Origin of the sequence: Burkholderia sp. AU33803 (assembly GCF_002223095.1) — a bacterium.
GTDB lineage: Bacteria > Pseudomonadota > Gammaproteobacteria > Burkholderiales > Burkholderiaceae > Burkholderia.
Genome location: NZ_NKFJ01000006.1, coordinates 1,371,755 through 1,397,678 on the forward strand (window position 1 = coordinate 1,371,755; position 25,924 = coordinate 1,397,678).

General features: G+C 66.1%; 19 protein-coding genes. 8 read left to right on the forward strand and 11 right to left on the reverse strand.

The genetic code is table 11. From position 1 onward, the window contains the following. The first annotated feature begins 31 nt into the window (after nt 1-31). Nucleotides 32-1,462 carry an MBOAT family O-acyltransferase gene (locus tag CFB41_RS23440; RefSeq protein ID WP_089458054.1) on the forward strand — a complete coding sequence of 477 codons (1,431 nt, stop codon included), beginning with the start codon at nt 32-34 and terminating at the stop codon, nt 1,460-1,462. 111 nt (nt 1,463-1,573) lie between these two features. After that, nucleotides 1,574-2,743 carry an acyltransferase gene (locus tag CFB41_RS23445; protein WP_089458055.1) on the forward strand — a complete coding sequence of 390 codons (1,170 nt, stop codon included), beginning with the start codon at nt 1,574-1,576 and terminating at the stop codon, nt 2,741-2,743. A gap of 104 nt (nt 2,744-2,847) precedes the next feature. On the opposite strand, the gene CFB41_RS23450 is transcribed toward CFB41_RS23445, so the two are convergent. The 3 genes from CFB41_RS23450 to CFB41_RS23460 form a co-directional block, all read right to left on the reverse strand. Further along, nucleotides 2,848-3,927 carry a glycosyltransferase family 1 protein gene (locus tag CFB41_RS23450; protein WP_089458056.1) on the reverse strand — a complete coding sequence of 360 codons (1,080 nt, stop codon included), beginning with the start codon at nt 3,925-3,927 and terminating at the stop codon, nt 2,848-2,850. Between the two features lie 27 nt (nt 3,928-3,954). Further along, a complete protein-coding gene (locus CFB41_RS23455) occupies nt 3,955-5,103 on the reverse strand; it encodes a glycosyltransferase (RefSeq protein WP_089458057.1) in 1,149 nt (382 codons plus the stop codon). A gap of 439 nt (nt 5,104-5,542) precedes the next feature. Further along, entirely contained in the window at nt 5,543-6,592 is a 1,050-nt protein-coding gene (locus tag CFB41_RS23460; RefSeq protein WP_089458969.1) for a glycosyltransferase family 2 protein, read from the reverse strand. A 355-nt stretch (nt 6,593-6,947) separates the two neighbouring features. Between CFB41_RS23460 and CFB41_RS23465 the strand changes: the two genes are divergently transcribed. After that, nucleotides 6,948-8,240: a right-handed parallel beta-helix repeat-containing protein gene (locus tag CFB41_RS23465; protein ID WP_089458058.1), complete on the forward strand. Its 1,293-nt coding sequence runs from the start codon at nt 6,948-6,950 to the stop codon at nt 8,238-8,240. Between the two features lie 114 nt (nt 8,241-8,354). Here CFB41_RS23465 and CFB41_RS23470 read toward each other — a convergent pair whose 3' ends face one another. Both CFB41_RS23470 and CFB41_RS23475 read right to left on the reverse strand, forming a co-directional pair. Continuing rightward, on the reverse strand, nt 8,355-9,929 hold the full coding sequence (locus CFB41_RS23470) for a mannose-1-phosphate guanylyltransferase/mannose-6-phosphate isomerase (RefSeq protein ID WP_089458059.1): 1,575 nt from the start codon (nt 9,927-9,929) through the stop codon (nt 8,355-8,357). Further along, on the reverse strand, nt 9,926-10,504 hold the full coding sequence (locus tag CFB41_RS23475) for a drug:proton antiporter (protein WP_089458970.1): 579 nt from the start codon (nt 10,502-10,504) through the stop codon (nt 9,926-9,928). The genes CFB41_RS23470 and CFB41_RS23475 overlap by 4 nt, the downstream gene beginning before the upstream one ends. A 1,221-nt stretch (nt 10,505-11,725) precedes the next feature. Here CFB41_RS23475 and CFB41_RS23480 point away from each other — a divergent pair. Continuing rightward, complete coding sequence (locus tag CFB41_RS23480) at nt 11,726-13,117, forward strand: sigma-54 dependent transcriptional regulator (protein WP_179243726.1); 1,392 nt, start codon at nt 11,726-11,728, stop codon at nt 13,115-13,117. 43 nt (nt 13,118-13,160) lie between these two features. Here CFB41_RS23480 and CFB41_RS23485 read toward each other — a convergent pair whose 3' ends face one another. The 6 genes from CFB41_RS23485 to CFB41_RS23510 all read right to left on the reverse strand — a co-directional run bounded on the left by CFB41_RS23485 (nt 13,161) and on the right by CFB41_RS23510 (nt 20,085). Further along, complete coding sequence (locus CFB41_RS23485) at nt 13,161-15,614, reverse strand: glycoside hydrolase family 2 protein (RefSeq protein WP_256941147.1); 2,454 nt, start codon at nt 15,612-15,614, stop codon at nt 13,161-13,163. Nucleotides 15,615-15,643: 29 nt separating this feature from the next. Then, nucleotides 15,644-16,711 (reverse strand): DUF1839 family protein, encoded by a 1,068-nt coding sequence (locus CFB41_RS23490; protein ID WP_089458971.1) that lies wholly within the window; start codon nt 16,709-16,711, stop codon nt 15,644-15,646. Further along, complete coding sequence (locus tag CFB41_RS23495; protein ID WP_089458061.1) at nt 16,708-17,682, reverse strand: amino acid--[acyl-carrier-protein] ligase; 975 nt, start codon at nt 17,680-17,682, stop codon at nt 16,708-16,710. Before CFB41_RS23495 ends, CFB41_RS23490 begins: the two co-directional genes overlap by 4 nt. Then, the gene (locus CFB41_RS23500; RefSeq protein WP_089442641.1) at nt 17,679-18,875 is read right to left on the reverse strand and encodes an acyl-CoA dehydrogenase family protein; all 1,197 of its coding nucleotides are present in this window, start codon (nt 18,873-18,875) and stop codon (nt 17,679-17,681) included. Before CFB41_RS23500 ends, CFB41_RS23495 begins: the two co-directional genes overlap by 4 nt. Next, nucleotides 18,872-19,123 (reverse strand): acyl carrier protein, encoded by a 252-nt coding sequence (locus tag CFB41_RS23505; protein WP_089442640.1) that lies wholly within the window; start codon nt 19,121-19,123, stop codon nt 18,872-18,874. The genes CFB41_RS23500 and CFB41_RS23505 overlap by 4 nt, the downstream gene beginning before the upstream one ends. Before the next feature lie 179 nt (nt 19,124-19,302). Next, a complete protein-coding gene (locus CFB41_RS23510) occupies nt 19,303-20,085 on the reverse strand; it encodes a Crp/Fnr family transcriptional regulator (RefSeq protein WP_179243727.1) in 783 nt (260 codons plus the stop codon). 923 nt (nt 20,086-21,008) lie between these two features. Here CFB41_RS23510 and CFB41_RS23515 point away from each other — a divergent pair. The 4 genes from CFB41_RS23515 to polX all read left to right on the forward strand — a co-directional run bounded on the left by CFB41_RS23515 (nt 21,009) and on the right by polX (nt 25,917). Next, on the forward strand, nt 21,009-21,797 hold the full coding sequence (locus CFB41_RS23515; protein WP_089442638.1) for a Crp/Fnr family transcriptional regulator: 789 nt from the start codon (nt 21,009-21,011) through the stop codon (nt 21,795-21,797). A 32-nt stretch (nt 21,798-21,829) separates the two neighbouring features. Next, complete coding sequence (locus CFB41_RS23520) at nt 21,830-23,215, forward strand: undecaprenyl-phosphate glucose phosphotransferase (protein WP_089442637.1); 1,386 nt, start codon at nt 21,830-21,832, stop codon at nt 23,213-23,215. Nucleotides 23,216-23,599: 384 nt separating this feature from the next. Beyond that, on the forward strand, nt 23,600-23,992 hold the full coding sequence (locus CFB41_RS23525; RefSeq protein WP_089458062.1) for a TraR/DksA family transcriptional regulator: 393 nt from the start codon (nt 23,600-23,602) through the stop codon (nt 23,990-23,992). Between the two features lie 155 nt (nt 23,993-24,147). Then, nucleotides 24,148-25,917 carry a DNA polymerase/3'-5' exonuclease PolX gene (gene polX, locus CFB41_RS23530; protein ID WP_089458063.1) on the forward strand — a complete coding sequence of 590 codons (1,770 nt, stop codon included), beginning with the start codon at nt 24,148-24,150 and terminating at the stop codon, nt 25,915-25,917. Nucleotides 25,918-25,924: the final 7 nt, after the last annotated feature.

The following is a 25,924-nucleotide window of genomic DNA, read 5'->3' on the forward strand; positions in this document are numbered from 1 at the left end:
CCATCGTTTCGAACGGTATCCAGGCCGCCCGATGAATATTCCATCCTTCCAGTTCTTCGCCTTCGCGGCCGTTGCCGCGCTGATCTTCAACCTGTCTCGCTCGCTGACCTGGCAAAACACGGTATTTCTCGTCGTCAACCTGCTGTTCCTGGCCACGTTTTCCCGCGATCCGGTCGCGTGGATTCCGTTCGCCGCATTCCTGCTCGTCGGCTATCTGAGCGTCCGGGGCATGCAGACGAAGCAGTGGCTGGCGGCGTTCGCCCCGATCCTCGCGATCGTGATCGCGCTGTTCTTCTGGCTCAAACGCTATACGTTCGTGCCGTCCGCGTTGCTGCTGTCGCACCCTTACGTGACGATCGGCGTGTCCTACATCTTTTTCCGGATGCTCCACCTCATCATCGACGCTCGCAGTCCGGGCCTGCCGGTTCGCGTGACACCGGTGGTGTATCTGAATTACGTGCTCAACTTCACGTCGATCGTATCGGGGCCGATTCAACGCTTTCAGGATTACAGCGTGACGCAGACGAACGAGCGGCCGGGGCCGGATGCCATCGACTACGGCGTCGCGCTCGAGCGTGTCATCGTGGGATTCTTCAAGGTGGCGATCGTGTCGGTGGCGCTGTCGCACGTCCATCATCAGGCGCTTGCGCAACTATCGCCGGCGCAACCGCTCGGCGAGCGCATTCTGACCGGGCTGACGATCGCTGCGATCTACCCGGTCTACCTGTATTTCAACTTCTCCGGCTACACGGACACGGTCGTCGGTGTCGCGCGCTTTTTCGGGATCTCGCTGCCGGAGAATTTCGACCGGCCGTTCTCGTCGACCAACTTCATCGGATTCTGGAGCCGCTGGCACATCACGCTCTCCGGCTGGCTCAAGACCTACGTCTACAACCCGCTGCTGATGGCACTCATGCGTCGCTTTCCGTCGCGTTCACTGGAGCCGTATCTGGGTGTCGTCGCGTTCTTCGTGACGTTCTTCCTGGTCGGCGCCTGGCACGGGCAGACGTCGATGTTCCTGTTCTTCGGTGTCTTGCAGGGCGGGGGCGTCAGCGTCAACAAGCTGTATCAGATCCGCATGACCCAATGGCTTGGCAAGAAACGGTACGTCGCGCTGTGCAACACGCCGCTCTACACCCATTGCGCGCGCGGGCTGACGTTCACGTTTTTCGCGTTCAGCCTGTTGTGGTTCTGGTCGACCTGGAGCGAAATCCAGGCCATCGCGACCACGCTCGGCCCGGTACTCGTCGCGCTCGTGTGGCTGGTGGTATTCGTCGGCGCGACGGTGACGCTTGCCGTGCTCAACGCGGGATACGCGCGTATGACGCAAGGCGGCATGGCCGGACTGTTCCTGTCGCGTTACGTCCGTACCTCGTGGTGCACGGTATTGGCGGTCGTGACCGTGCTGGTGCTGGTCATTTCCGATTCGCCCGCGCCGGACATCGTCTACAAGACTTTCTGATCCGCGTCGGTGGTACGGCGATCGCAGGGGGCAGGTTGCCGGACCCGTGCAAGTGCGCGCCGACGCGTGCCGAACCTGCAAGATCGATATTTCCCGGAGCCAGTCACTTTCATGGCCAGTCACAAGCAGAAGTTCGAAATCCTGGACGGCTTGCGAGGCATCGCTGCCATCAGCGTGATGTTCATGCATTTCCTGCAGGAACTATCGAGCACGATCCTGCAGGGTGCCTATCTTTCCGTCGACATGTTTTTCATGTTGAGCGGATTCATTCTTGCGTACTCTTACGGTGAACGGCTGCGCCAGGACGCATGGCGTGGCGAGTATCTGAAGCGCCGGTTGATACGCCTGTACCCGATGATTCTCATCGGGTTCGCGATCGGCTTCGCCAGCCTTATCGTCATGCAGGCCAATTCGTCCGCGCGGTTCTCGACGGGCAACCTGGTGGCCGCCACCGGCCAGAATCTTTTTCTCGTTCCGTACCTCGGTCGCTTTTCGGTGTCAGGTTTCGTCGGTGCGGCGAATCACAGCTTGCCGTCCATCAATGATCCCGGCGTATTCCCGCTGAACCCGCCTGCCTGGTCGCTGTTCTTCGAGATGTTCGCGAGCGTCGTCCTGATCGTGGCAATCAGGATGAGCGCGCGCAATCTGTCGAGATGGGCCTACGCCTGTCTCGTCGCATTCCTCGTATACGGTTTCCTCGCCAGTCTCGATAACGACAAGCTGGCGATCCTGATGAGCCAGGGCTGGGCGGCGGATAACTTCTTCGGCGGCTTCTTCAGGGTGGGCTACGGGTTCTTGTTGGGAATCGCGATCGGCAAGATGTACGACGCGAATCTTCCGGCGAAGTCGCATTGGTTCATCGGCGGGCTGGTGAAGAACGACTACATGCTGTTTGTCGTTTTCATGGCGGTCGTCGCGTTTCCGTCGTCGATCAAGGGGATCTATTCAGTGGCGATCCTGCTGTTCGTCGCGCCCGCACTGGTTTACCGGGGGGCCACGCTCGCGCCCAGCGGCAAGGCGATTGCAAGGCTCAGCGCGTTCCTCGGCTGGATCTCGTATCCGCTTTATTGCGTGCACTATCCGATCGGAAGGCTGGTGTTCGCGTATGCGCCACAGGCCGACATCCACATTGTCCGAACCGCGATGCTCGCCGCGTTTCTTTCGATCGTGTCCGCCGCCATCCTGGCGAAATTCGTTGAGGAACCGATCAGGTCGTATCTGGGCAAGCGCATGTTCGGAAATCACCGGGCCGCGACCGGCAACCCAGTCAACGCCGGGTAACCGGCGCAGCGCGCAGCGCATGCCGGCGTCCGGCGCAGCGCGCAGCGCATGCCGGCGTCGTTGCGGCGCCGACATGCGGGAATGCGGGATTTCGGGAATCGCGCTTACAGCCCGTCGAAGATCTCCGTCATCATCTCGGCGCTTCGGCGCCAGCGATATTTCTCCGCGTGCAGGCTTCCCTTGCGTTTGAGCTCGGCCCTGAGCTCGGCCGAATCGAGCAGGGTCCGCAATTGCCGTGCGATGTCGTCCTGGGAATACGGATCGCAGTACAGGGCCGCATCGGCACAGACTTCCGGCAGCGCGGCCGATTTGCCGACGACCGCCGGACAGCCGCAGCGCATCGCCTCGAGAGGCGGTATGCCGAAGCCTTCGTAGATCGACGGGTAAAGGAAGCATGCCGCGTTCTGATACAGCGCCTTCAATTGCTCGTCGCTGATGTAGCCGACGTACTTGATGTTCGGTTCGGCGGCCGACAGTGGATCCTGCTTGCCGAATACGGTGGTGTTCTGCATGCCGACGATGACGAGATCGACCGACGGATCGTCGATCTGCCGGAAAGCCGCGATCAGCCGCCCGAAGTTCTTGGTCGGATTCATGCTGCTGACCGCTAGCACGAAGCGGCCGGGCGTCAGCGCATGCTTGTCGAGCACGCTCGTGTCCGCTTCCAGCGCATCGAGATGATCCGCACCGAGCGGCACGACGCTGATCTTCTCCGCGGGCACGCCGCAGTGATGCGCGAGGCGATCCCGTGAGAAATAGGAGTTGGTCAGCACGCAGACGGAAGTGCGCGCGAGGATCCAGAACATGATCCGGTACCACACGCGAAACGGGCGTGAGAAATGTGCGGGCGTGTCGAACACCGCCGCATCGTGCATGTAGATGATCTGGTTGCCGATGAAAACGGATGCCGAATTGCTGAGATTGACGATGCGGCCCCGGCGAGCGAACAACGGGAGCACCAACTGCTCCCAGACCACGCCCTTGTAAAAGCCGACCTTGACCGTCCTGGCGCCGCTGACTTCGACGCCGGGCTGCGGAGGCACCAGCACGGTCACCGGATCCTGCGGCTGAAACTTGATCAATGCGGCGATCAGCTCGCGCGCGACACGCTGCACGCCGGTCGTCTTCTGCGTGGTGAAGCGGCCGTTATAGACGAGTTGCTTCGGTTTATTGAAAGTGATCATGTCAACAAGAAGATATCGAATTCGGAATCAGGCTTTGACGTGATCCGGTGCGACCGGCTTGAAGTCGCGCGTGTCGACACGCGGCTCCTCGGTATCGAGTCCGTAGAGCGCATTCCACTGCCGGAAAATCGCGTTCATCGAAAACCGCTGAATCGCCCGTTTTCGCGCTGCGGCGCCCATTTGCTCGCGAAGCTGCCGGTCGTCGCGCAGCGTCGTCAGATACGTGGCCATCTCGGCGGCGTTCGACGCGACGTAGCCGGTCACGCCGTGAATCACCACGTCGCGATTGCCCACGACGTCCGTCACCACGGCCGGTATGCCGGCGACCTGCGCTTCGATCAGCGCGACCGGCATGCCTTCCCAGCGGGAAGTCTGGACGTAGATGTCCAGCTCCGAGGTCAGCGCGAGCGCACGTGCGCGGGGTATCCAGCCGCTGCAGACGACGGCTCCGCGTTGGCCGGGATCCGGAATCTCGGCCGCGTTGCCGCCGATCCAGAGAAACTCGACGTCCGTGTCGTGCAGCATGTCGGCGAGTCGCACGAATGCGTGATGATTCTTCTGGTACGACGCCCGACCGCTCATCCCGATGACGACTTTGCGATCGTCGCGCATTCGACGCGGCGGGATCTCCGCCACATCGACACCGTTTTCCACCAGGACCGTCGATTTTGCCCGGACCTTTCCCCTGATCTCGGCGAGCTCGCTGCCCGAGCACGCGACGATGGTGCCGCCGATGTGCGCCGCGATGCGTTCGAAGCTCAGATAGGCGTACTGCTTCATGCGCGACACGTCGCGACGCAGGAACGAGAGTCCGTGCGGCGAGTAGAGCACCTTCGCGTTCGGAGTGGCGATCCGGGCGGCGATTCGCCCCAGCACGCCGGCCTTCGACGAGTGCAGGTGAATCGCGGTCGGCTTGCAGTCGCGCAGGTTCCGGACCAGCGCACGCACGCTGCGTAGATCCTGTTTGACGCTCACCTCGCGCGCCATGTCGACGTACACGAGCTTCACGCCGGGCAGGAACAGCGTCGAAAAATCGGTCGGGGTTTCCGATCGGATCGAGTGCAGAACCGTCACGTCGACGCCGGTCGCTGCGGCATGGTTGGCGAGATGGGTCAGCATCGAAAGCACGCCGCCACCGAATGCTTCGGCGATATGAACGATCTTTTGTTGGGTCATCTGTGGGTCCAGCGATTCGCTCGCAAATTCATCGCACGTCGTGACGATGAGTCGCCTGCGAATCTTGCGGTCTCGATATCCGGTTCGTGAAACTATGCATTCCTGATTGATAAATGCATCGCAGTCGCGGCCATTGGATCCTGCTGTCACAGTCGCGGGTTGGCGCCGACGAGGCAGCGTGATGGTTTCCGCCGCTGGAAGGTCGAGTCGACGTTGCCGCAGGAGCGCCGGACACGATGAAGCGCGAGGAATCCATGCCGCGTCATACGTGCGGGCGCGACGCCTCCGAACATCGAAACCGGCGTTCGACTACGACGGCTGGAGCCGGGACAACGACGAAGTCCGGTCAGTGCGCGTGAATCCACTGGTCCGGATCATTGTGCAGCGCATGCGCGACCCACTGGGTGCGATGGCTTACCGAATGCGCGATTCGGCGACGCTATCGCGCGTCGGCGTGACGGCCGGATGACTTGCGCACGCGTGCGAGCGGATTGGAGATATAGCGAATCGCGCGGTTGCTGAGCGTTGCCGACGGCAGCAAGCACGCGAGCGACAGCCCGGCTACGGCCGCTTTCTTGGTAACGCCCCAGAACGGGTTGCGCAGCACGGTTTGCCAGTAGCGTCCGGATTCGCACAGGAACCAGCGCCAGCGCCGCACGAGCGGGGCGTGATAGAGCGTGCTGGCGAAGCGGGCCTTCTCGATCGCGAAGTCGAGCGGCGCGATCGGCAATGCTTCGTGCAGCCGCGTGGCGGCGAGCATGCGCAGCGTCGCCCACCGGCGTTCGGCTTTCAGCGCGCCCGTCGCGGCGTCTTCGGAATTGGTGAGCGCAAGCGCCAGCGTGTCGGCGGACGGACGCGTCCCCGGCTGCTGGTGGACGCGATAGCCGCCGAGCGTCGCATCGATCATGTGCACGGCGCCGAGCAACGCGATACCGTAGATCGCGTAGAAATCCGCACCATGAAGATTGTCCGGGGTGACCGGCACCGGAAAGATGCGCTTGAGCGCGTCGACCCGATACGCGTTGCCCGATGCGGGCGGCGACGGGTACAGCCAGCCCGCGCGCAACATGCGGCCGCAATCGGTGTCGACGGCCGACTGCGGTACGCTGGCCCCGGTCATCGCACCGTCCCGCGCGATCACGTCGAGCCGGAAATGCACCTTCACGAAGTCGCCGGATGCGAACGCGGCCAGCACGCGGGCCGCCGCGTCGGCATAGAGCAGGTCGTCGGCGTCGAGCAGGATCACGTAGCGCGTCGTGAGATGCTCGATCGCGCGGTTGTACGCGGCGACCTGACCGCGATTCTCCTGGAACACCGCCGTCACGCGCTCGCCGTACGAGCGAATGATGTCGCGCGAATCGTCGGTGGAACCGTCGTCGACGACCAGCACGCGGATGCTGGGCGCGCTCTGTGCGAGCGCCGAATCGATCGCTTCGCGCAGGTACGCGCCGTGGTTGTAGTTGCAGATTGCGATGGTCAGGGTGGTCATGAACGGATTCTGGACGAGCGACGTGCGGACGATCCGGGTGCCCGGCGCGCAGGGTGCGGTGCCCCGGAGCACGGTTGCGTCGCATGGCGGCCATGATACGCATCGTCGATCGGCATTCGGTTCGCGAGCCTACCGTTCCGCGATCCGCTTCAGCGAAAGCGCGATGAAGCGTCAACGGCAAGCCGGATACCCGATACGCCGCGCAGGCGGGATGTATTGGTCTGTTGACGCACTGAAGCGCGGCGGGTTCGAATGGTCCAATCGACGGTATCGTCGGAGGACAACTCGGTCGGCATGCAGCGATTCAGATGCGCGGGCCGGCACGTTCGAAGTCATTCCAGGGAGTCGACTCGATATGCGTAGATCACGTGGCACGTTTCTCGCGCGCGCAGCGCTCGCCGCCATGTGCGCGGCAGGCGGGCTGGCGTGGCCGGGCGGTGCCGCGGCGGCATCCGGCACGTCCGCGCCTGGTGCGCCTCATGCGACTGTACCGGATGCGGTCGTTCGTCCCGCTGCGGACGCGGCCGATCAGGCCGACATGCTGCAACGTGCGCTGGACGCGTTGCAGCCGGGCCAGCGACTGGTGTTCGCGCCGGGCCGGTATGTGGTCGGCCGGTCGCTGGTCGTGCGGCAGCGGCATGTGGTGTTGTCGGGCTACGGCGCGACGCTGATCGCGACCACCCCCGGCGACCAGACGATCGAGATGAGCGGGGACGGTACGACGCTCGTCGGCTTCAGGCTCACCGGAACCGGCACGACACGCCTCACGACGCCGGAGTCGTCGAAGGTCGAGGTGACGGGGCGCGGTGTGCAGGTGCTCGACAACGTCATCGACGGCGGCGCGGGAGGCGGGATCTTCGTGTTCGGCGGCGCGGACGTCGCGATCGTCGGCAACGAGGTGCTGTCGACGCTGGCGGACGGTATTCACATGACGCACGGCTCGCGCAACGTGCTGGTGCAGGGCAACGTCGTGCGCGGCACCGGCGACGACATGATCGCCGTGGTGAGTTACCAGGCGGAAGGCGTGCTGACGCGCAACGTGCTGATTACCGGCAACTCGCTGGAGGGCAATCCGTGGGGGCGGGGCATCACGGTGGTCGGCGGTGCGGAGGTCACGATCTCGAACAACGTCGTGCGCAACGTACAGGTGAGCTCCGGGATTCTGGTCGCCCAGGAAGACAGCAATCGCACCGCCGGCTCGTCCGACATCCGCATCGAGGGTAATTCGATCGCGGATATCCAGACGGCGACGGATCGGGCCGATGCTCGCCCGGTCACGCAGCAGGCGGCGATCGAGGTCAGCACGTGGTCGGGTTCGGTGTCGCGCGTGACCGTGATCGGCAATCGCGTGTCGCATGCGCGATTCGACGGCATTCGCCTGTGGGGAAACGTGTCGGGCGTGCGGCTCGCGGACAATCAACTGTCGGGGATCGGCGGAATGCCGGTCCGGATCGACCCTGCGCACGATTGCGCGGCCGGCCGGCAGGTGGGGGCATCGGGACAGCAGGCGAAGGGCACGCCATGTGCGGGCGCCGCGCTTCAGCCGCTGTCGGCGGCAGGCGACGCGATCGGCGCGGATACGTCGGTGTTGCCGCGCGTGCGCGAGTCCCTCAGGCGGCCGCGCTGGCCGCAAGCCGGCCTCCACTGATCATGTGTTGCGTGGGCCGGCGGCCGGCGGCGCCAGGCGACGAACAGGCGGCCGCCCGTTGTTCGCGCGGCGGCGGGTGTTGGCTTCACACATGCCGTCGCGAACCGCACGCACTTACCGGATGACGTCGCGTTCCGCGGCTTCCTCGTCCGGCTCGCGCGAGGCGAGCGACGGGGGCGGCGGCGCGGTCCCGACGACTGCCCGCCCGTACTGATCCTCGAACCGCACGATGTCGTCCTCGCCGAGATAGTTGCCCGATTGAACCTCGATGATTTCGAGCGGAATCCGGCCGGGATTCTCGAGCCGATGCACTTCGCCGACGGCGATGTAGGTCGATTCGTTCTCGCACAGCAGGAACGTCTCGGTGCCGCGCGTCACCTTCGCGGTGCCGCGCACGACGATCCAGTGCTCGGCGCGGTGATAGTGCATCTGCAGCGACAGCTGCTTGCCGGGTTCGACCACAATCCGCTTCACCTGGAAGCGCTCGCCGAGATCGATCGAATCGTAATGGCCCCACGGCCGCTGCACCTTGCGGTGCTCGCTCGCCTGCGGGCGCCGGTCGCTCTTCAGGCGCGCGACGATGTTCTTCACGCGCTGCACGTCGTGCTTGTTCGCGACCAGCACCGCATCGGCCGTCTCGATCACGACGACGTCCTTCATCCCGACGCACGCGACGAGGCGGCCTTCCGAACGCACGAGGCTGTCCTGCGTATCCTCGAAGACGATCGTGCCGCGCGCGACGTTGCCGTGATCGTCCTTCGGCATGATTTCCCAGATCGCGTCCCACGTGCCGACGTCCGACCATCCGGCCGCGAGCGGCACCACAATGCCTTCGATGCCGAGTTCGGTGTGTTCCGCGAGGCGCTCCATCACCGCATAGTCGATCGAATCCGATGGGCACGCATCGAAGGCGGCCGCATCGACCCGGAAGAACGGATCGTCGGCGACGCCCGCGCGCCACGCGTTGTCGCAGGCGGAATGGATGTCCGGCGCGAGTGCACCGATCGCTTTCAGCCAGACCGATGCGCGCGTGACGAAGATTCCGCTGTTCCACCAGTAGTCGCCCGATTGCAGGTAGCGCTCGGCGAGTGTCGCATCGGGTTTTTCGACGAAGCGTCCGATCGCGTAGCCGCCGTGGCTGCCGTGGCGGCCCGAGCGCGGCTCGCCGACCTGGATGTAGCCGTAGCCCGTCTCCGCGCGGCGCGGCAGCACGCCAAGCGTGACGATCGCGCCTTCCTGCGCATAACGCGCCGCGCGTGCGACCGCGTCCTGGAACGCGGCGACATCCGCGATCACGTGATCGGCCGGCATCACGGCGAGGACAGGATCGTTCGCGAGCGCGTTCGCATCGAGCGCGGCCAGCGTCAGCGCGGGCGCCGTGTTGCGGGCCGTGGGCTCCAGCAGGATGCGGGCGGGCGCCGAGCGGCCGTGTACCTGCTCGGCGCTCATGAAGCGATGTTGTTCGCCGCATACGAGTAGCAGCGTGTCGCCGAGCGACGCGTTCGCGATGCCGTTCAGGCGGCGCGCCGTCGCCGACAGCGGCGACTCGTTCGAGACCAGCTCGATCAGCTGCTTCGGATACTGCTCGCGCGACAGCGGCCACAGCCGCGTGCCGGAACCGCCGGCGAGAATCACCGGCAGGATATTCGGCAGATCGGGTTCGGGAACCGGGTGAAGGGCGCGGGTCATCGGTTCGCTCCGGTATCGGCGGGCAGCCGGGTGTGAGGGCGGCCGTCGGCGCGCGTATCGTCGTCGCGCGAGAACGAAACCGCGCGCGACAGCAGGTGACGCAGCGCACCGGCCGTACGGTCGGCCGGCCGGATCAGGCCGACGAACGGCGCCCCTTGTTCGAGATACGGACCGTAGGCCTTGCGGAATCCGAACCGTTTGTAGAACGCCTGACGCGGCGCGGGGACGTGCATGCGCACCGCGGTGTCCGGCCATGCGGCCTGCGCGGCGGTGAGTGCGCGCCCGATCAAACGCTCGAGCGTCTCGTCATCGCGGCAGCTTTCGCTCGTCAGCACCTTGTCGATCATGACGTCCGGATCGATGTCGTCGCCGGGCAGGATGCGCGCATAGGCCGCGACTTCCGTCGTGTCGCCGTCGCTCGCGCTCGCATAGACGTGCAGCGCGCCCGCGTCCTTGCCGTCGATGTCGAGATGCGTGTGGGCGTCTTCGACCACCAGCACGGCGTTGCGCGCGCGCAGGATTGCATAGAGATCGACGGCGCTCAGATGTTCGAATTCACAACAATGCCATTCCATGATGCTGTCCTCGCGTGATGCCTTCGGCATGCCGCGCTGCACGGACGCGATCGTTCCGTACGGCGTGGCGATCTTCATCATCCGGATGCGCGCTCCGGCGGTCTGTTCGAAAGCGTACTCACGCTCCGGATTCGCAAGTCCGGCGCGTGCGATGGAGCGGTGTGCGCGACAGGCGAGCGTTGCTATGTGCGACAGCACACATCGTCGGGGCCGCTGCCTTTTCATAATTGATTCATCGTGGCGGGCTGCAATGAAGCGCGACTGGCCAGCATCGCCCGCGAACGAGCCGGCGGGGCGCGGGACCGACGATTGCGCTTGCCGACGACGGGCCGCTCGCGTACCGCATCGTCGGCACGCGGCCGACCGCATTCACGGCCGACGCGACCTGCCGTTGGGCCTGCATCCGGTCGAACCGCGGGGGTGTCCGGTCGCGTGGGAATGGCCATCATGCTGCGCCGCGAGACGCGCGTGCCGGCCCCGCGAATTTCAAACTCGTCGGCGGCGATTCGCGAAAAGCGCCGGCGTGGCGCGATGCCGTTGATTACGGCGTGATTACGACGTGTAACGGCGGGACGGCCCTCGCGCCGGCGCAATGGGATGGGGTTATCCGGGGGCGCGCGCGATTATGTGGTGCGAGGGAAACGGTGCCGCCACTTTGACGAGATTTCGACGGTAATTGCGGGTAATCGACGGTATCAATCTTGCGGAAAAGTAGTATTTGCCACTGATTGACGGGAAAGGTCATAGATAATCAAATCTCAGTGTTCAAAAAGGGGGCGGTGCGGAACGGCCTGCGCCGTAACGGCTTGATTCAGGTTTATCTTTTGCTAACAAAACCGGCCCGAAACGGGGTGTAAATTCAGGTGCGAATGAAATGGGGTAGTCAATCCGGGCGCGGTTTGGCGGCCCTCCGGTTCGGCATCGGCGCGATTGTCGTGTACGACGCGATGCCCATGCGGACGGTTTTTTGTTTGCCGACGTGCCCCGCCTGGCGGCGGGTTGCTTCAAAGCCGGAATGTCGTGGCTCCCGTAGCCGCGTGTTCCGTTCGAGTTCGATGACAACGAGACGGGATGATATCCGGCTCGATCTCCGGGGGTTCTCGCCGTGTGCAGTTTCGATCTTCGCCAAGGCTGCGGAAACGCAGCGCGGAAAGGCGGCCATGCGCCGCCTGCCGCCGCGCACGCGAACGGTTCGCGGAGTGCAGAAAATGATGGTTTGTTATGAATATGCCAATAACGCGCGATAAGAGCGCCGGCGTGGGGAGCAGTAACGGGCAGCGTCCGCTGATTTACTGGACGCAATCGCCGTCCGTGATGCTGCGAAAGGAATTGTCGCGCCGCGACTGGAAGGTGTCGGTCGTCGCGCATGCGAGCGAGCTGCGCGACACGTCCGGCGAAATTACCTGCGGCATTCTCGACCTGAGCGGCGGCCATGCCGATGCGATCGGCAGCATCGCGTCGACCTGCGCGTCGATGCGCGATGTCGTCTGGGTGGCGCTCGTGGATGTCGGTCAGACCACCTCGCCGAACGTGCGCGCGCTGTTGCGCGACTACTGCTTCGACTACGTGACGTTGCCGGCGTCGCATCAGCGGATCGCCGATACGGTCGGCCATGCCTACGGCATGGAATGCCTGTTCGCGCGCGATCGCGAACAGCTCGAATCGGAGGAAAAGGGCATCGTCGGCACCTGCAGCGCGATGCTGCGGCTGTTCGATACGGTGCGTCGTTTCGCCCGCACCGACGCGCCGGTGTTCGTGTTCGGCGAAACGGGAACCGGCAAGGAACTCACGGCCGTCGCGATCCATCGTCATTCGGCGCGGCGCAACGGCCCGTTCGTCGCGGTCAACTGCGGCGCGATTCCGCCGCATCTGCTGCAATCGGAACTGTTCGGCTATGAGCGCGGCGCGTTTACCGGCGCGAACGCGCGCAAGATCGGCTACGTCGAAGCCGCGAACGGCGGCACACTGCTGCTCGACGAGATCGGCGACCTGCCGCACGAGAGCCAGGCGAGCCTGCTGCGGTTTCTGCAGGAACGCTCGATCCACCGTCTTGGCGGCAGCGAACCGGTGCCGGTCGATGTCCGGATCGTATCGGCGACGCACGTCGACCTGCGCGATGCGATGGAAGAAGGACGCTTTCGTGCCGACCTGTTCCACCGTCTGTGCGTGATGCGCATCGACCAGCCGCCGCTGCGCGCGCGCGGCAAGGACATCGAACTGCTCGCGCATCACATGCTCGAACGCTTCCGCGGCGATGCGCGCCATCGCGTGCGCGGGTTCTCGACGGATGCGATTACCGCGCTCTACAAGCACGACTGGCCGGGCAATGTCCGCGAACTGATCAACCGCGTGCGCCGTGCGGTCGTGATGACGGAGGGGCGCCTGATCACAGCGCGCGACCTCGAGCTCGAATACTGTCTCGATGCGGCGTCGCCGTCGGTGGCCGACATCCGCAAGTCGATCGAGCGCGAGGCGATCGAAACCGCGTTGCTGCGAACGCGCGGGCGCGTTGCCGCTTCGGCGCGCGAACTCGGCGTGTCGCGCGCGACGCTGTATCGCTGGATGGAAGCGTACGGTATCGAGCGGCCGCGCGGGACGGGCTCGTCCGATTGATCCGGGGCGGCACGACGCTCGCGGCGGCCGCGAGCGCGTCGTGTCAGCCGGCCTGCGTGGCTCGCACCGCGCGCGCGGCGTTCACGGCGCGGATTTCCACCGCGGGCGCGGCGCTGTCGTGGGCCGCCACAGGCTTCCCGTCGATGCGCAATGGAACGAGCGCGATGCGCGCCGGCGTGCCGGGCGCGAGATGGAACCAGTCGTCGCCTGGCATGAAACCCGGCGCGTCGATCTGTACATGGCGCGCGACGTGTCGCGTGTCGACGTCGACGTGCCAGGTCTCGCCGGTGCGCGACACGCATGCCTCGATCCCGAGTTCGCGACGCGCCAGCACGGCCGGATGCGTGCGCGACACAAAATGGAACGCCTGCGACAGCAGCGCGCCGTCGTCGGCACGCAGGGTCGCGACGACCGTATCGTGTTCGCACGGGCCAAAACGGTATGCATAGGTCCAGTCGAAGAAGCGGCCGAGCAACTCGGCCGAGCCGAGCCGCACCGTGTCGTGCGCGGCGATCCGCACCGGACAGCCGGCCCGCGCGACCGGCGTACGGCCGTCGCGCAGCGCGACCAGCTCGATTGACGCCGACAGCGGCGCCGGGCGCTCGTTGACGACGTGCACGTCGAGCCCGTTCAGCCCTTCGTCGACGAGGAGTACCTGGATCGGCTGCAGCACCTGGCGCAGCGCATACCATGCCGATTTCGGCCGGTGGGCGGCGTCGATCACGCCCCATCCGGCGCCCGGCATCACGTCCTGGAACTGCCACACGAGTGCGCCGGCGCAACGCGAGCCGGTGCGGCGCCATTCGGAAAACGTCTCGCGCATCACGTCCGCGACCACCGCACGCGACAGCTCGACATAGCGCGACGGATCCTCGCGTCGCAGCCGGTCCGGCACAACGTCGTACAGCGTCTGCAAATAGTGGTCGCGGATATCGTCGAAATCCCACGACGTGCCGGGGTCGCGCGGCACGGCCGCTTTCCAGCGCGGCTCGTGCATGCCGGGCCAGCCGAGTCCGGCGAGTGTCGCATCGCACGGCACGTTCGCGAACGCGAGGCATTCGCTCGCAAAGCGCACGTCCGCGCGGCGCGCGTCGTCGAGCGGACGCAGGTACGCACCGACGCCGTAGTAGTGCGACACGCGCTCGCGCGGCGTGAACGGCAGTACGCCGCCGTCGGGCGAATCGGGCACGTACGGGACATCGGGACGAAGCGCGGCCGCGTGGCCGGCCAGCCGGTCGGCCGTCAGTTCGAGGAAGCGCTGCTTCGGCCCGAGCCCCGACATCGCGGCCTGTTGCGCGATCTCGCTGCCGCCGCACAGCACCGCCAGCGACGGCGAAGCGCCGTGACGCGACAGGAACTGGGTCGCTTCGCGATCGACGTTGGCCGCGAACGCGGGATCGTCGAGCGCGTAATCGAAGTTCGCGAAACCGAAGTCCTGCCAGACCAGCAGCCCGAGCCGGTCGCACCCCGCGTGGAACGCGTCGGCCTCGTAGGTCATCGTGCCGCCGACGCGGATCATGTTGAAGCCGGCGTCGCGTGCGAGCCCGAGCAGGCGGCCGTAGGTCGCGTCGTCCGCGTGTAGCGCGAGCGGCGCGGCGCTGCTCCAGCATGCGCCGCGCGCGAACACGGGCACGCCGTTGATGCGCAGTCCGAAACCCTTGCCGTCGGCGCCGGAATCGATCTCGATCGTGCGGAAACCGGTCGAGCCGAGCGGCCGGCGCGCATCGCCGATATGCAGCACAACGTCGTAGAGCGCCGGTTCGCCGTGCGTATGCGGCCACCAGCGACGCACGTTCGGTATCGCGACGTGCGTACGCAGCCGGTCGGCGCCGTCACGTTCGAGCGTCGCATGATGTTCGCCGCACGACAGCCGCGCTGCGAACGTATCGGGCAGCGGCGCGGCGAACGTCAGTTCCGCATCGAGCCAGCCCGTGTCGCCTTCGACGCGCGCCTGCAGTTTGCCGTCGGCCAGAACCGGTCCGTCGGCCGGATCGAGCACGTCGACGGGCCGCCACGGGCCGGTGGGCACATACGGCGGAAACCAGCCTGGCATGTGCCCGAACAGCGACGTGCGGATCGTGCGCAGCCCGGCCGGCTCGGCGAGCCGCGTGCGCCAGCGCGCGCGGCGCGGTGCGCGCGCGTCGCGCAGGTGCGGCGCGAGCGCGCGGAAACAGAGGGTCAGCCGGTGGGTGCCGTCGAGCGATACCGGCACGTCGTGCGCGACGAACATGCTGTCGGATTGGAGGATCGGCGTGTCGTCGAGCCACGCTTGCGCGAGCGTCGCGAGGCCGTGAAAGCGCAGGATGCGCGGCCCGCGCCCGCGCAGTTCGATCCGGTACCAGTGGTCGCGCTCGTCGAGGGTTGCAGCTTCGTCGAGCCGTCCGGCCACCGCGAGCGCCTGCGCGACCGTGCCGGGCACCGGCGCTGTGATCCAGTCGCCGCCGTCGACCGGGAGGTCGCGCGGTTCCCGAACGGCGCCTGCGGCCGTTGCCAGCATCGACCACGCGGGCAGGGCGCGCGCGCGCGTCACCGCATGGCCGGCACGGGTGCCGCGATGTCGCTGGACTCGCTGCGCACGGGCTTCACGTGCCGCAACGGCGCGCAGATCTGCCGCGCGCACGCGACGACGTCCGCATAGGCGGCCTCGATCGCCTCGAGCGTGGAGTCGCCGCGCTCCTCCTTGCCGCGCGCACACGCGCGTGCGAGCCGGAATTCGAGCACCATCGCTTCGGACGCGATGCGCTCGCACGCGGCGCGGATTTCGGCGAACGGCCCGACGCAACCGCTGGCCTGCAGCCAGCGAGCGTAATGGCCGAACAGCTCGAAATTCGCGCCGAGCTGCCGCACCGAGTTGAACGAGTACGCGTGAAAATGCTCGAGCGGCGCATCGGCGAGCGTTCGCGCATCGGTCTGCAACTGCCGCCGGAACGCGGCGATCGGGTTGACGACCGGCAGGCGCCGCAGGTGGCGCTGCAGCGCGGCGAGCGACGTATCGCACAGCTCGCGTTCGTCGAGCGGCGCAAACCGCCGCTTCGCGCATTCCACGTAAGGCGGCAGCGTCATCGGCGAGTTGCCGCCGACGAGCCCGTTGTAGTCGAAATCCTCGGCCACGTAATAGCCGCTGTTGTGGAAGTAGCCGATCTGGCGCTTCGCGCGGTCGATCGCATCGATGCCGATCGTCGTCTTCGTATGCTGCGTGCGGTAGCTGCTGCCGCGCGTATCGGGCAGGAACCATGCATCGACCTCGACGATCATCAGGTGGCCGCGCGCAACCTGCGTCTCGATGTGCTGGTCGAGCGGTTCGTAGATCGAGTGCTCCTGCACGACGATACCGTACAGCCGCTCCAGTTCGTCGTGCGGAAACTTGAAGAACGTGAACTGGTCGCCCTCGAAATCGAGCGCGATCGTAAACGGCAGCGCCGCGTATGGATTGAAGCCCCACCACCGGAGCACCTCGAGCCACATGTCGACGTAGCAGTTGGTCTGCTTCCAGACCATCTCCTGGCTATGCAGCGGATGCGGCCGGTAGTGGCGCGCGCGGTGGCGCACATCCTCGAACGACGCGTGTTCGCCGTCGCGGGACACGAATCTCATGGCGTGCCCCACAGCACGTCGCGGACTTCGCGCGGCCAGCCCTCGATGTCGAAGCCGTGATGGCGGAACAGCGCGAGCGTGAGCCGTTCGAGGCCGAAGCCGACGCAGCCCGTATGCGCGACGTCGCCCGTCGCGGTGCGGATATCCCACAGCAGCCCGAAATGGTCCATGTGGTAGTTGAAGCTCAGGCACGCGGTCTGGCGATCGTCGTGCTCGATCGGGATCAGCAGCTCGAACTTCAGGTTCTGCTCGCGCTGGCTGTTGGCGACGATCTTGCCGCCGCGCCCGAAGAACGGATCGTTCGCGAGGTCGATCGCGTTGGGCAGGCGCAGCGCGTCGATCATCCGCGTGCCGCGTTCGATCCAGGTCTCGCGGAACGACACGATCTGCTCGGGCGTGCCGATCCGCACGTACTCGCGCATCCTGAACAACTGCATGCGGGTCGGGTCGAGCGACGGCTCGTGACGGAAGCAGTACGAGAAGACGTCGACGATCCGGCCGTCCGCCGGCAGCGCACCCGCGCGGGCGACGACGGGGTAGACCGGGTAGCACGCGGCGGGCGTCATCACGACGTAGGTCGGCTTCTGGCTTTCCGTCCAGTCGTCGCCGCGATCGAGGCACTGCAGTACGCGCTGGTGCTGGTGTTCGTCGCCGCAGAACGCATGCACGCTGCCCGCGAGTTGCGGAAAGCTCTTCATGTATTCGCTGCGCTCGAACTCGGTGCGGCTCATCGCCGGCGGGAAGCGCAGCACTTCGGCGTGCTGGTCGGCGCCGAGGCGCGTGACGAACGCGTCGAGCGCTTCGACGACGCGCTCGAACCGTTCGCTGCGGCCGAACAGGCCCTGGATGCCGGTCGAGACCAGCAGGCCCGCGTCGATCAGTGCGTCGCGCAGCGGGTTGACGCCCGCGCGGTCGATCGGTGCATCGGCGGGAGCGGAGGCGGCGGAGGGCACGGCAAGGCGATCGTTCACGTATGTTTCTCCAGCGTCGCAGGACGCAGCGCGAGCAGCAGGTTCGAGGTGTTGACGGCAATGCGGTCGTTGCTGATCATCAGCGGCGCCGCATGCAGGTCGCGAATGTGGCGGCCGATGCTGAACGGCGTGCCCTGCTTGTAGCCGGCCATCCCGCAGATCATCATGGCCTGGTGCGCGACTTCCAGCGCGGTCGTCGACACGTAGGTCTTCAGCGTGTTGATCTCGGCGGCCCGGGCCATGCCGGCTGACCACGAGCGCGACGCCGGGTTCGCATGAAGGCGCAGTACGTTGTCGACGCGGGCCTGCATCGCCTGCATCAGCGCGAGCGATTCGGCGATGCGTCGCGACGCGGGCGATGGCGCGCCGTCGGTCTGGCGTGCCTGCGCGCGGAAGAACTGGTGCGCGCGATGGAATGCATCGCCGGCCACGCCGATCCATACCGCGGCCCACAGGATGTGGGACACCGGCACCATCGTCTCCTCGGCGATCGTTGCGAACGGCACCGGCAGGCACTGGACGGCGGCGCCTTGCGCATCGAGCTCGAAGCCGTTGCTGCAGGTGCCGCGCATCCCGAGCGTGTCCCATTCGCCGCGGCGCGTGAGCGTGTAGCCGTCGCGCAGCAGCGTGACGAGCACCTGCTCGGAAGCCGGCGCGTCCGCATCGCGTCGTGCGGTCGCGAGGATGCCGTCCGCGTAGTCGCCATACGAGATCGTCGGCGCCGATTTGCGCAGCCGGAACTCGCCGCCGCTGGCTTCGAGCGCGCATTGGCTCGCGCGCAGGTTGCCGCCGACGCCGTCTTCCGACGTGGCCGATGCGAGCAGCCACTGGTGGCGCACGAGCTGCTGCAGGAACAGCTTGTGCCAGCCTTGGTCGGCGGCATGATTGACGATGCAGGCGACCTGGATCTGGTGCATCGCGAATACCATCGCCGACGAGGCGCAGGCCTGGCCGAGAATCGAGCAGGCCGACGCGATGTCTTCCAGCGACGCGCCCGCGCCGCCGAGATGCGTCGGCACCATCGCGCCGAGCAGGCGGCGCGCGCGCATCGCCTCGATCGCCTCGACGGGGCAGCGCGCGTCGCGGTCGACCGCATCCGCGTGCTGCGCGGCGATCTGCGCGACGGCATGCGCGGCCTCGTCGAGCCGACGCGTATCGCTGTCGCTCGCGAGTTCGGGAAGCAGCGCGCTCATGCCGAATGCTCGGTGCGTTGCAGCGTGGCGATCGTGTCCGCGAGCGCGTCGATGCTGCGGAACAGGTTGCGGTTCAGCATCTCGTCGGGAATCTCGATGTTGAATTGCTTCTCGATCGCGAGCATCAGCTGGATCGTGTCGAGTGACGAAAGGCCCGCTTCGTAGAGGTCGTCCCCGTCGCCGATCGAATCGATCGCGGCTTCGAGATGGGCGACGTGTTTCAGGATGGTTCTGATTTCTTTTTTCACGTGCTGCTCCGGCGTGCGTGGTGTCGTCCGCTCGGGCAGACGCGCGACACGCGCTGACGTCCCCCCGGCAGTCCGGCATCAGTAGACCATTGGCAGACACGGCGTTCTGTTCGCCACCCTACAAACGGCTGACCCGGCAGGCAGGCGGCGCAACAGCGACGCCCGATGCGGCATGCCGATCAGGCGCGCGACGCGGCCGGCACGCCCGAATCGGCCGACAGGATGCGCTTCATCTCGTCGCGCACGATCGCGCGGCAGCCGCACGACATTTTTTCGAGGCCGGCGAGGTCGGCGAGCTCGATCGAGCTCCGGTACTGCCGGATCAGGCCCAGCTTCTGGATTTCGCCCGCGGCATCGGTGACCGTTTCGCGCCGCACGCCGAGCATCTGCGCGAGCATGCTGTGCGTCACCTGGATCTCGATGCTGCGGGTCCGGTCGTACGCGAGCAGGAACCATCTGCATAACTGATGTTTCAGCACGTGATGACGGCTGCAGAACGTGATCTGCGAGACCTGCGCCATCAGCAGCCGCACGCAGATGAACACGAGATGACGGATCACCGGCGAGGCGTCGAACGCCGCGGCGAACATGCGCCGGTCGAGCCGGTAGACGAAACCGTCGCGGCAGGCCACGGCGCGACAGGGCATCCGGCCGCTGCCGCCGATCACGTCGTCGCACACCACGCTCTCGCTGCCGATCTCCGCGACTTCCAGCGTCATGCCGCCGGACGACACGTACTGCAGCGAAATCGCGGTCGTGACGGGCAGGTAGACCGCGGTGAGCATTTCGCCGGGCTCGCAGAGCACTTGCCCCGATTTCAGGTGGACGAGTTGAAGGTGGGGGGCCAGCGTCGCGAGTTCGTCGCGGTCGATGGCTGCGAGAAACCGGTTCGCGTCGAAGCTGTGGGAAAGCTCGATCATGCCGTTCGCGTGTGCGACGGCGTCAGGGGCCTGGTGAGTCACGGCGCATCCTCGTAGGGTGGCGGTCACGCGTCGTCGCGGCGATATCCCGGGAATGGGGAATTCGCACGATCGTGCGGACTTGTGTTCGTCAAAAATGGAGTGACGATACTGGCGAAAAGGCTAGCACGCCATTGAAATCGATCAATTGCATATTACGTCATTTCACAAAGTTTGACGATTTAGACCGGCTGCAGACGTTATCCGGATTTAGTGATTCATTGCGGTGAAATTAATCATCCGGAAATGGAATGGGGTGCCTGTCATTCATTCGATGTCAACCGGGAATCAATTCTTCGGCGATGTGCGTCGTGTAACGAAACTGGTTGCCGGGCATTGAACACTCTTTGACAAATTAATGGTTCCAGCAATATTACTCATGAAAATCAATGGGTTGATGACGGAGTGTGCGGTGGCGTACAAAGCGGAAAATTAGTGTGTCGATTCAGATTTGAGACAGTTTCAAACGATCGTGTGACGCGTGGTGCCGGAGCGGAACGGTGTCCGGTACATCACGGAAACAATTGAAAAATCGACTGTAAGTATATGAGCGACAAGCCACGTAGCCCGGTCGCACCGGCCTCGGGTCGATGCGGGGGAATTGATCAGTCAAATGGCGCGCAGTGTCCGCCACCGGGAAGAGTGTCCGGAAATGAGACGCTTTTTATGTCTTCTTTCCGCTAATTCGGTCGATCTAAATCCGGCGTGATTCATATATTAAGGACGGGCATGGTTTGGCACGTAAATCGCTTATTCGGGCTGGCGCGTTGAAACGGGACGGTCGACTCGATCCGGCGGCGAGAAGCCGATGGTCGGTTGGAATCAGGGTTGTGGCCGCAACTCCAGTCAACGTCCGGGCGCGCATCGCGATAACGAATTCCGTGCACGCGGCTGCAGGCGGTGCGGACGATAAAAGGGATACAGACATGCTTCATCTTCACTCGAGCTACTCGGCGAATGCCATCCTCGATGCCCTCCCCGAGGACAGCATCCGCACCATCGCACCGCATCTCGAACTGGTCAGGATCAAGGCCGGGATGCTCGACCGGGTCGGCGAGCCGATGCGCCACGTGCATTTCCCGACGACGTCGATGATGTCGGTGCAGCATTTGATGGAGGACGGTGCGATGGTCGAGGTCGCGCAGGTCGGCCGCGAAGGCGTGGTCGGGCTGGCGACGATGGTCGGTGGCGCCGCGGCGTCGCACCGGGTCGAGGTCCGCATCGGCGGGATGGCCTATCGCGTGCCGAGCTGCGTGGTGCGTGCCGAATTCGAGCGCTCGCCGGAAACCTACCGGCTGCTGCTCAACTACTGCCAGGCAGCGATGGCGCAGATCTCGCGCAGCGCGCTGTGCAACCGGCATCATTCGGTCAGCGAGCAACTCAGCCGCTGGCTGCTGCTTGCGCATGACCGCATCGACGGCGACGAACTGGCCGTCACGCAGCAGACGATCGCGAACATGCTCGGCGTGCGGCGCGAAGGCGTGACGGAAGCGGCGGGCAACCTGCAGGAAGCCGGGTTGATCCGGCAGCGCCGCGGCCGCATCACGGTGCTCGACCGCGACGGCCTCGAACATCACGCGTGCGAATGCTACAACCTGATTCGCGCGGACTATCGCAGGCTGCTCGGCACGCGCGGGACGGCGAGGCCGACTCCGACACCGGTTCGGCCCCGCATGCCGGACGCGCTTCGCGGGTTCCCGGCACATGGTGCGTGACGATGCTATCGAAGTCCGGTGGGACGAATTCGATGCGGCGTTCTGTGATCGCAGTTACCGACGCCGTGCTCGTGCTGACAGGCGCGCTTGCCGCGCAGGCGGCATCGGGCCTTGCGTGGCGCGAGCTGTCCGACGCGCAGCGCGGCGCGATCGCGCTGCTGTGCGTGCTGACCGTGGCCTTGCTGCCGCGCTATCTGCGCACCGTGCGTGGCGGCATGGCGCCGCAAGGCGGCACGCATGCACTGACGCAGACGATGGTGGCGCTCGTCTGCGCGAGCGTGCTGACGGTGACCGCCGCGATGTGGATCATGAATCGCGGCGGCACGATCACGACACACTGGATCGTGCGCACGGTGCTGGCCGGCGACGCTGCGTTGCTGCTCGGCCGCGCCGCGCTGCTGGCGCTTGCGCTGACGCGTGACGACCCGCGCACGCGGCAGCGCCGCGTCGCGGTGGTCGGGGCGACGGCGTACGGGCGTGTCGCGGTCGAGCGGATGCAGCTGGCGCCGCAGGGGCCTTTCGTGGCGGCGTGCGTATTCGATGACGACGCCCAGGCTGCCTCCGGCGGCATCGGCGGCGTGCCGGTGATCGACGACTGGAACGCGTTGCGCGACCTCATTCGCGGCGGCGACATCGACGAGGTCTGGCTCACGCTGCCGATGTCGCACGAGTGGCGGATCCAGCGCATCGTCCGCGAGTTGCGCGACGAGTTCGTGGAATTGCGGCTGTTGCCCGACGTGCGGCAGATGGCGGTGGTCGATCGCTCGGCGACCGACGTGCTCGGCATGCCGGCCATCAACCTTGCGACCACGCCGCGTTCGGCGCCGGAGCTGTGGGCGAAATTCGCGTTCGACCGGCTGTTCGCATTCGGTGTGCTGATTCCATTGCTGCCGCTGCTGTCGATGCTGGCGATCGCGGTCAAGCTGTCGTCCCCAGGGCCCGTGTTGTTCAGGCAGCGCCGCAAGGGCGTCGACGGCCGGGAGTTCGACATTCTCAAGTTCCGGACGATGCGCGTGCATCGCGCCCAGCCGGGCGTGCTGAAGCAGGCGTCGCGCAACGATTCGCGCATCACGCGCGTCGGCGCGTTCCTGCGGCGTACGTCGCTCGATGAACTGCCGCAGTTTTTCAACGTGCTGTTCGGGCAGATGTCGGTGGTCGGCCCGCGCCCGCACGCGATCGAACACGACGATTTATACCGGCAATTGATCGACTGCTACATGTACCGCTACCGCGTGCGGCCCGGCATCACCGGATGGGCCCAGGTGAACGGCTATCGCGGTGAAACGCGCAAGGTCGAGGCGATGGAGGCACGTGTGAAGTTCGATCTGTTCTACATGCAGAACTGGAGCTTCTGGTTCGACATGAAGATCATCCTGTTGACGGTCGTGCGCGGCTTCATCGGACGCAATGCATTCTGAGGATCACGAATGATCGAGGAGCCGCAGCGCGAGCGATCGTCCCGACAGAGTCATGCTGGTTCGTGCGCGCGGACGAAGTGTGGTGGTCGTGCCGGAAATTGCTGCGCTGCGGTCGTGCCGGCGAGCGTCCGAGCGCGCACCGCAGGCCCGGATTATGCGTCCGGCCCCAGTTTCCGCACAGCTGCCGCTACTTCACGGGCACGCTGATTCCGGTCAACACACGCGTGTTCAATGGGTTTATCCTGCGTCGAATGCGTCCGGCGCTTCGTGTCGCCGGGCGCACATCCGGGCACGGTGGCCGGCGGTGACGCCGGCCCGCCGCGCACCGGTGCGACACCGCGCGCCGCAATGCGCCGCGCGGAACCCGGAACAGGAGAGACGGCCATGGCGCTCGACCCACAACAACGGCAGACGCTGAAACAGCGGCTGAACGAGAGCGAGCAGACGTTGCGTGCGGAGATCCGCGCGAGCGAAGACCAGCGTGCGTCGGAATCCTACGCAGATCTCGCCGGCGCGGCGCCGGACGAGGGTGACGAGGCCAATGCGGACCTGTTCGTCGACGTCGACCATGCGTTGATCGGCATGAAACTGACCGAGCTGCGTGCGATCGGCCGCGCCCAGCAGCGGATGCGCGACGGCAGCTACGGCGAGTGCATCGACTGCGACGGCTCGGTCGGCTACGAGCGCCTGCTGGCGCGCCCGGCCGCCGAACGCTGCACGCATTGCCAGTCGATCTACGAGCGGCACTACGCCACGACGCCGCGCGCCTCCCTCTGACGTCGCCATCGTCGCCACCACGGCGCTGCACGCGCGGCGTGGCCGGCGTACGATGATGAACGGGCGCCCGGCGGCGTCAGCATGCGGCGCCGGGCGGGCAGACGCCGTCGCGCACGCGTGCGGCGCCATCCACGTGGAAGGGAGCCACGCCGATCATGCCGATCCACAATGCCGGGTGTGCGGCCGTGTTCGCCGAGATCGCCGACATGCTCGAGATCCAGGGCGCCAATCCGTTCCGGGTGCGTGCCTATCGCAACGCAGCACGGACGATTGCCGACTACGGGCGCGATATCCCGACGATGATCGCGAACGGCGACGATCTCGGGAAGATTCCGTCGATCGGGCCCGATCTCGCGTCGAAGCTGCGCGAGATCGCCGCGACCGGCACCTGCGAACTGCAGCAAACGCTGCGCCACGCGCTGCCGGGCGCGATCGTCGAACTGCTCGACGTGCCGGGGCTCGGCGCGAAGCGTGTGAAGGCGCTCCATGACGCACTGCATGTCGATTCGCTCGAGCAGCTTCGCGCGGAAGCGAAGAGCGGGCACGTGCGCGCGTTGCCGGGCTTCGGCGCGAAAACCGAAGCGCATCTGCTCGAAGCGATCGACGACCGGCTGAAGCGCGAACCCCAACGTTTCCTGCTGCCGGATGCGGCGCACTCGCTGCAGCCGCTGCTCGAACGCCTGCGTGCGATCGCGGGCGTCGGCAAGGCCGTGCCGGCCGGCAGTTTCCGCCGCCGCCGCGAGACGGTCGGCGATCTCGACATCCTCGTTACCGCACGTGATCCGGTGGCCGTCGCCGACGCGTTCGTCGGCTATGGCGAGGTCGCGCGCGTGCTCGCGCACGGCAAGACGAAGTCGAGTGTCGTGCTCGCCAGCGGATTGCAGGTCGACCTGCGCGTCGTCGATGCCGATGCGTTCGGCGCGGCGCTCGTCTATTTCACCGGATCGAAGGCGCACAACATCGCGTTGCGCAGGATCGCGCAGGCCGGCGGGCTGAAGATCAACGAATACGGCGTGTTTCGCGGCGACGAACGGATTGCCGGCGCGACCGAGGCGTCGGTCTACGCGGCGATCGGGTTGCACGACGTGCCGCCCGAGTTGCGCGAGGATCGCGGCGAGATCGACGCCGCGCGCGCGGGCACGTTGCCCGCACTGGTCGAGCGCAAGCACGTGCGCGGCGACCTGCATGCGCATACCGATGCGTCAGCCGGCCGCGACAGCCTGCGTGCGATGGCCGATGCGGCACGCGCACGCGGGTTCGCGTACCTGGCCATCACCGACCGGGCGCCGCATGCCGGCGGCAGCCGCAACGACTTCGACTGGCTTGCCCGGCAGATCGACGAGATCGATCGCCTCAACGCGTCGTTCGACGATTTGGTGCTGCTCAAGGGCGTGGAGGCCGGCATTCGGGAGGACGGCAGCCTCGACGTGCCCGACGCGATGCTCGGCCGGCTCGATCTCGTGGTCGGCGCGGTACGCGACGGCTTCGAACAGTCGCGCGATGCACAGACCGCGCGCATGCTGCGTGCGATGGACCATCCGCATTTCACGATTCTCGCGCACCCGACGGGCCGCGTGCTCGGCGAGCGCGATGCTTGCGAACTCGACGTGCCGCGCGTGATCGCGCACGCCGCGGCGCGCGGTTGCTTCGTCGAACTCGATGCGCAGCCGCGGCGGCTCGACCTGCCGGACGTCTGGTGCCGCGAAGCCGCGAAGGCCGGCGTGCTGGTGGCAATCGGCTCGGATGCGTGCAGTGCGGACGAACTCGACAATCTGGCGTACGGCGTCGATCAGGCGCGACGCGGCTGGCTTACGCGGCCCGACGTGCTGAACACGCGCACGCTCGCGCAATTGAGGCCGCTGCTGGCACGCACGATGGGAGCGGGCAGCGCGTCGAATCGCAGCGGCGGCGCGAAGGGCGCGTGAACGCAGC

Excerpts from the sequence above, each read along its gene's own strand:
- CFB41_RS23440 (WP_089458054.1), top strand. The coding sequence starts at position 32 with ATGAATATTCCATCCTTCCAGTTCTTCGCCTTCGCGGCCGTTGCCGCG.
- CFB41_RS23445 (WP_089458055.1), top strand. The coding sequence starts at position 1,574 with ATGGCCAGTCACAAGCAGAAGTTCGAAATCCTGGACGGCTTGCGAGGC.
- CFB41_RS23450 (WP_089458056.1), bottom strand. The coding sequence starts at position 3,927 with ATGATCACTTTCAATAAACCGAAGCAACTCGTCTATAACGGCCGCTTC.
- CFB41_RS23455 (WP_089458057.1), bottom strand. The coding sequence starts at position 5,103 with ATGACCCAACAAAAGATCGTTCATATCGCCGAAGCATTCGGTGGCGGC.
- CFB41_RS23460 (WP_089458969.1), bottom strand. The coding sequence starts at position 6,592 with ATGACCACCCTGACCATCGCAATCTGCAACTACAACCACGGCGCGTAC.
- CFB41_RS23465 (WP_089458058.1), top strand. The coding sequence starts at position 6,948 with ATGCGTAGATCACGTGGCACGTTTCTCGCGCGCGCAGCGCTCGCCGCC.
- CFB41_RS23470 (WP_089458059.1), bottom strand. The coding sequence starts at position 9,929 with ATGACCCGCGCCCTTCACCCGGTTCCCGAACCCGATCTGCCGAATATC.
- CFB41_RS23475 (WP_089458970.1), bottom strand. The coding sequence starts at position 10,504 with ATGGAATGGCATTGTTGTGAATTCGAACATCTGAGCGCCGTCGATCTC.
- CFB41_RS23480 (WP_179243726.1), top strand. The coding sequence starts at position 11,726 with ATGAATATGCCAATAACGCGCGATAAGAGCGCCGGCGTGGGGAGCAGT.
- CFB41_RS23485 (WP_256941147.1), bottom strand. The coding sequence starts at position 15,614 with ATGCTGGCAACGGCCGCAGGCGCCGTTCGGGAACCGCGCGACCTCCCG.
- CFB41_RS23490 (WP_089458971.1), bottom strand. The coding sequence starts at position 16,711 with ATGAGATTCGTGTCCCGCGACGGCGAACACGCGTCGTTCGAGGATGTG.
- CFB41_RS23500 (WP_089442641.1), bottom strand. The coding sequence starts at position 18,875 with ATGAGCGCGCTGCTTCCCGAACTCGCGAGCGACAGCGATACGCGTCGG.
- CFB41_RS23515 (WP_089442638.1), top strand. The coding sequence starts at position 21,009 with ATGCTTCATCTTCACTCGAGCTACTCGGCGAATGCCATCCTCGATGCC.
- CFB41_RS23520 (WP_089442637.1), top strand. The coding sequence starts at position 21,830 with ATGCGGCGTTCTGTGATCGCAGTTACCGACGCCGTGCTCGTGCTGACA.
- CFB41_RS23525 (WP_089458062.1), top strand. The coding sequence starts at position 23,600 with ATGGCGCTCGACCCACAACAACGGCAGACGCTGAAACAGCGGCTGAAC.
- polX (WP_089458063.1), top strand. The coding sequence starts at position 24,148 with ATGCCGATCCACAATGCCGGGTGTGCGGCCGTGTTCGCCGAGATCGCC.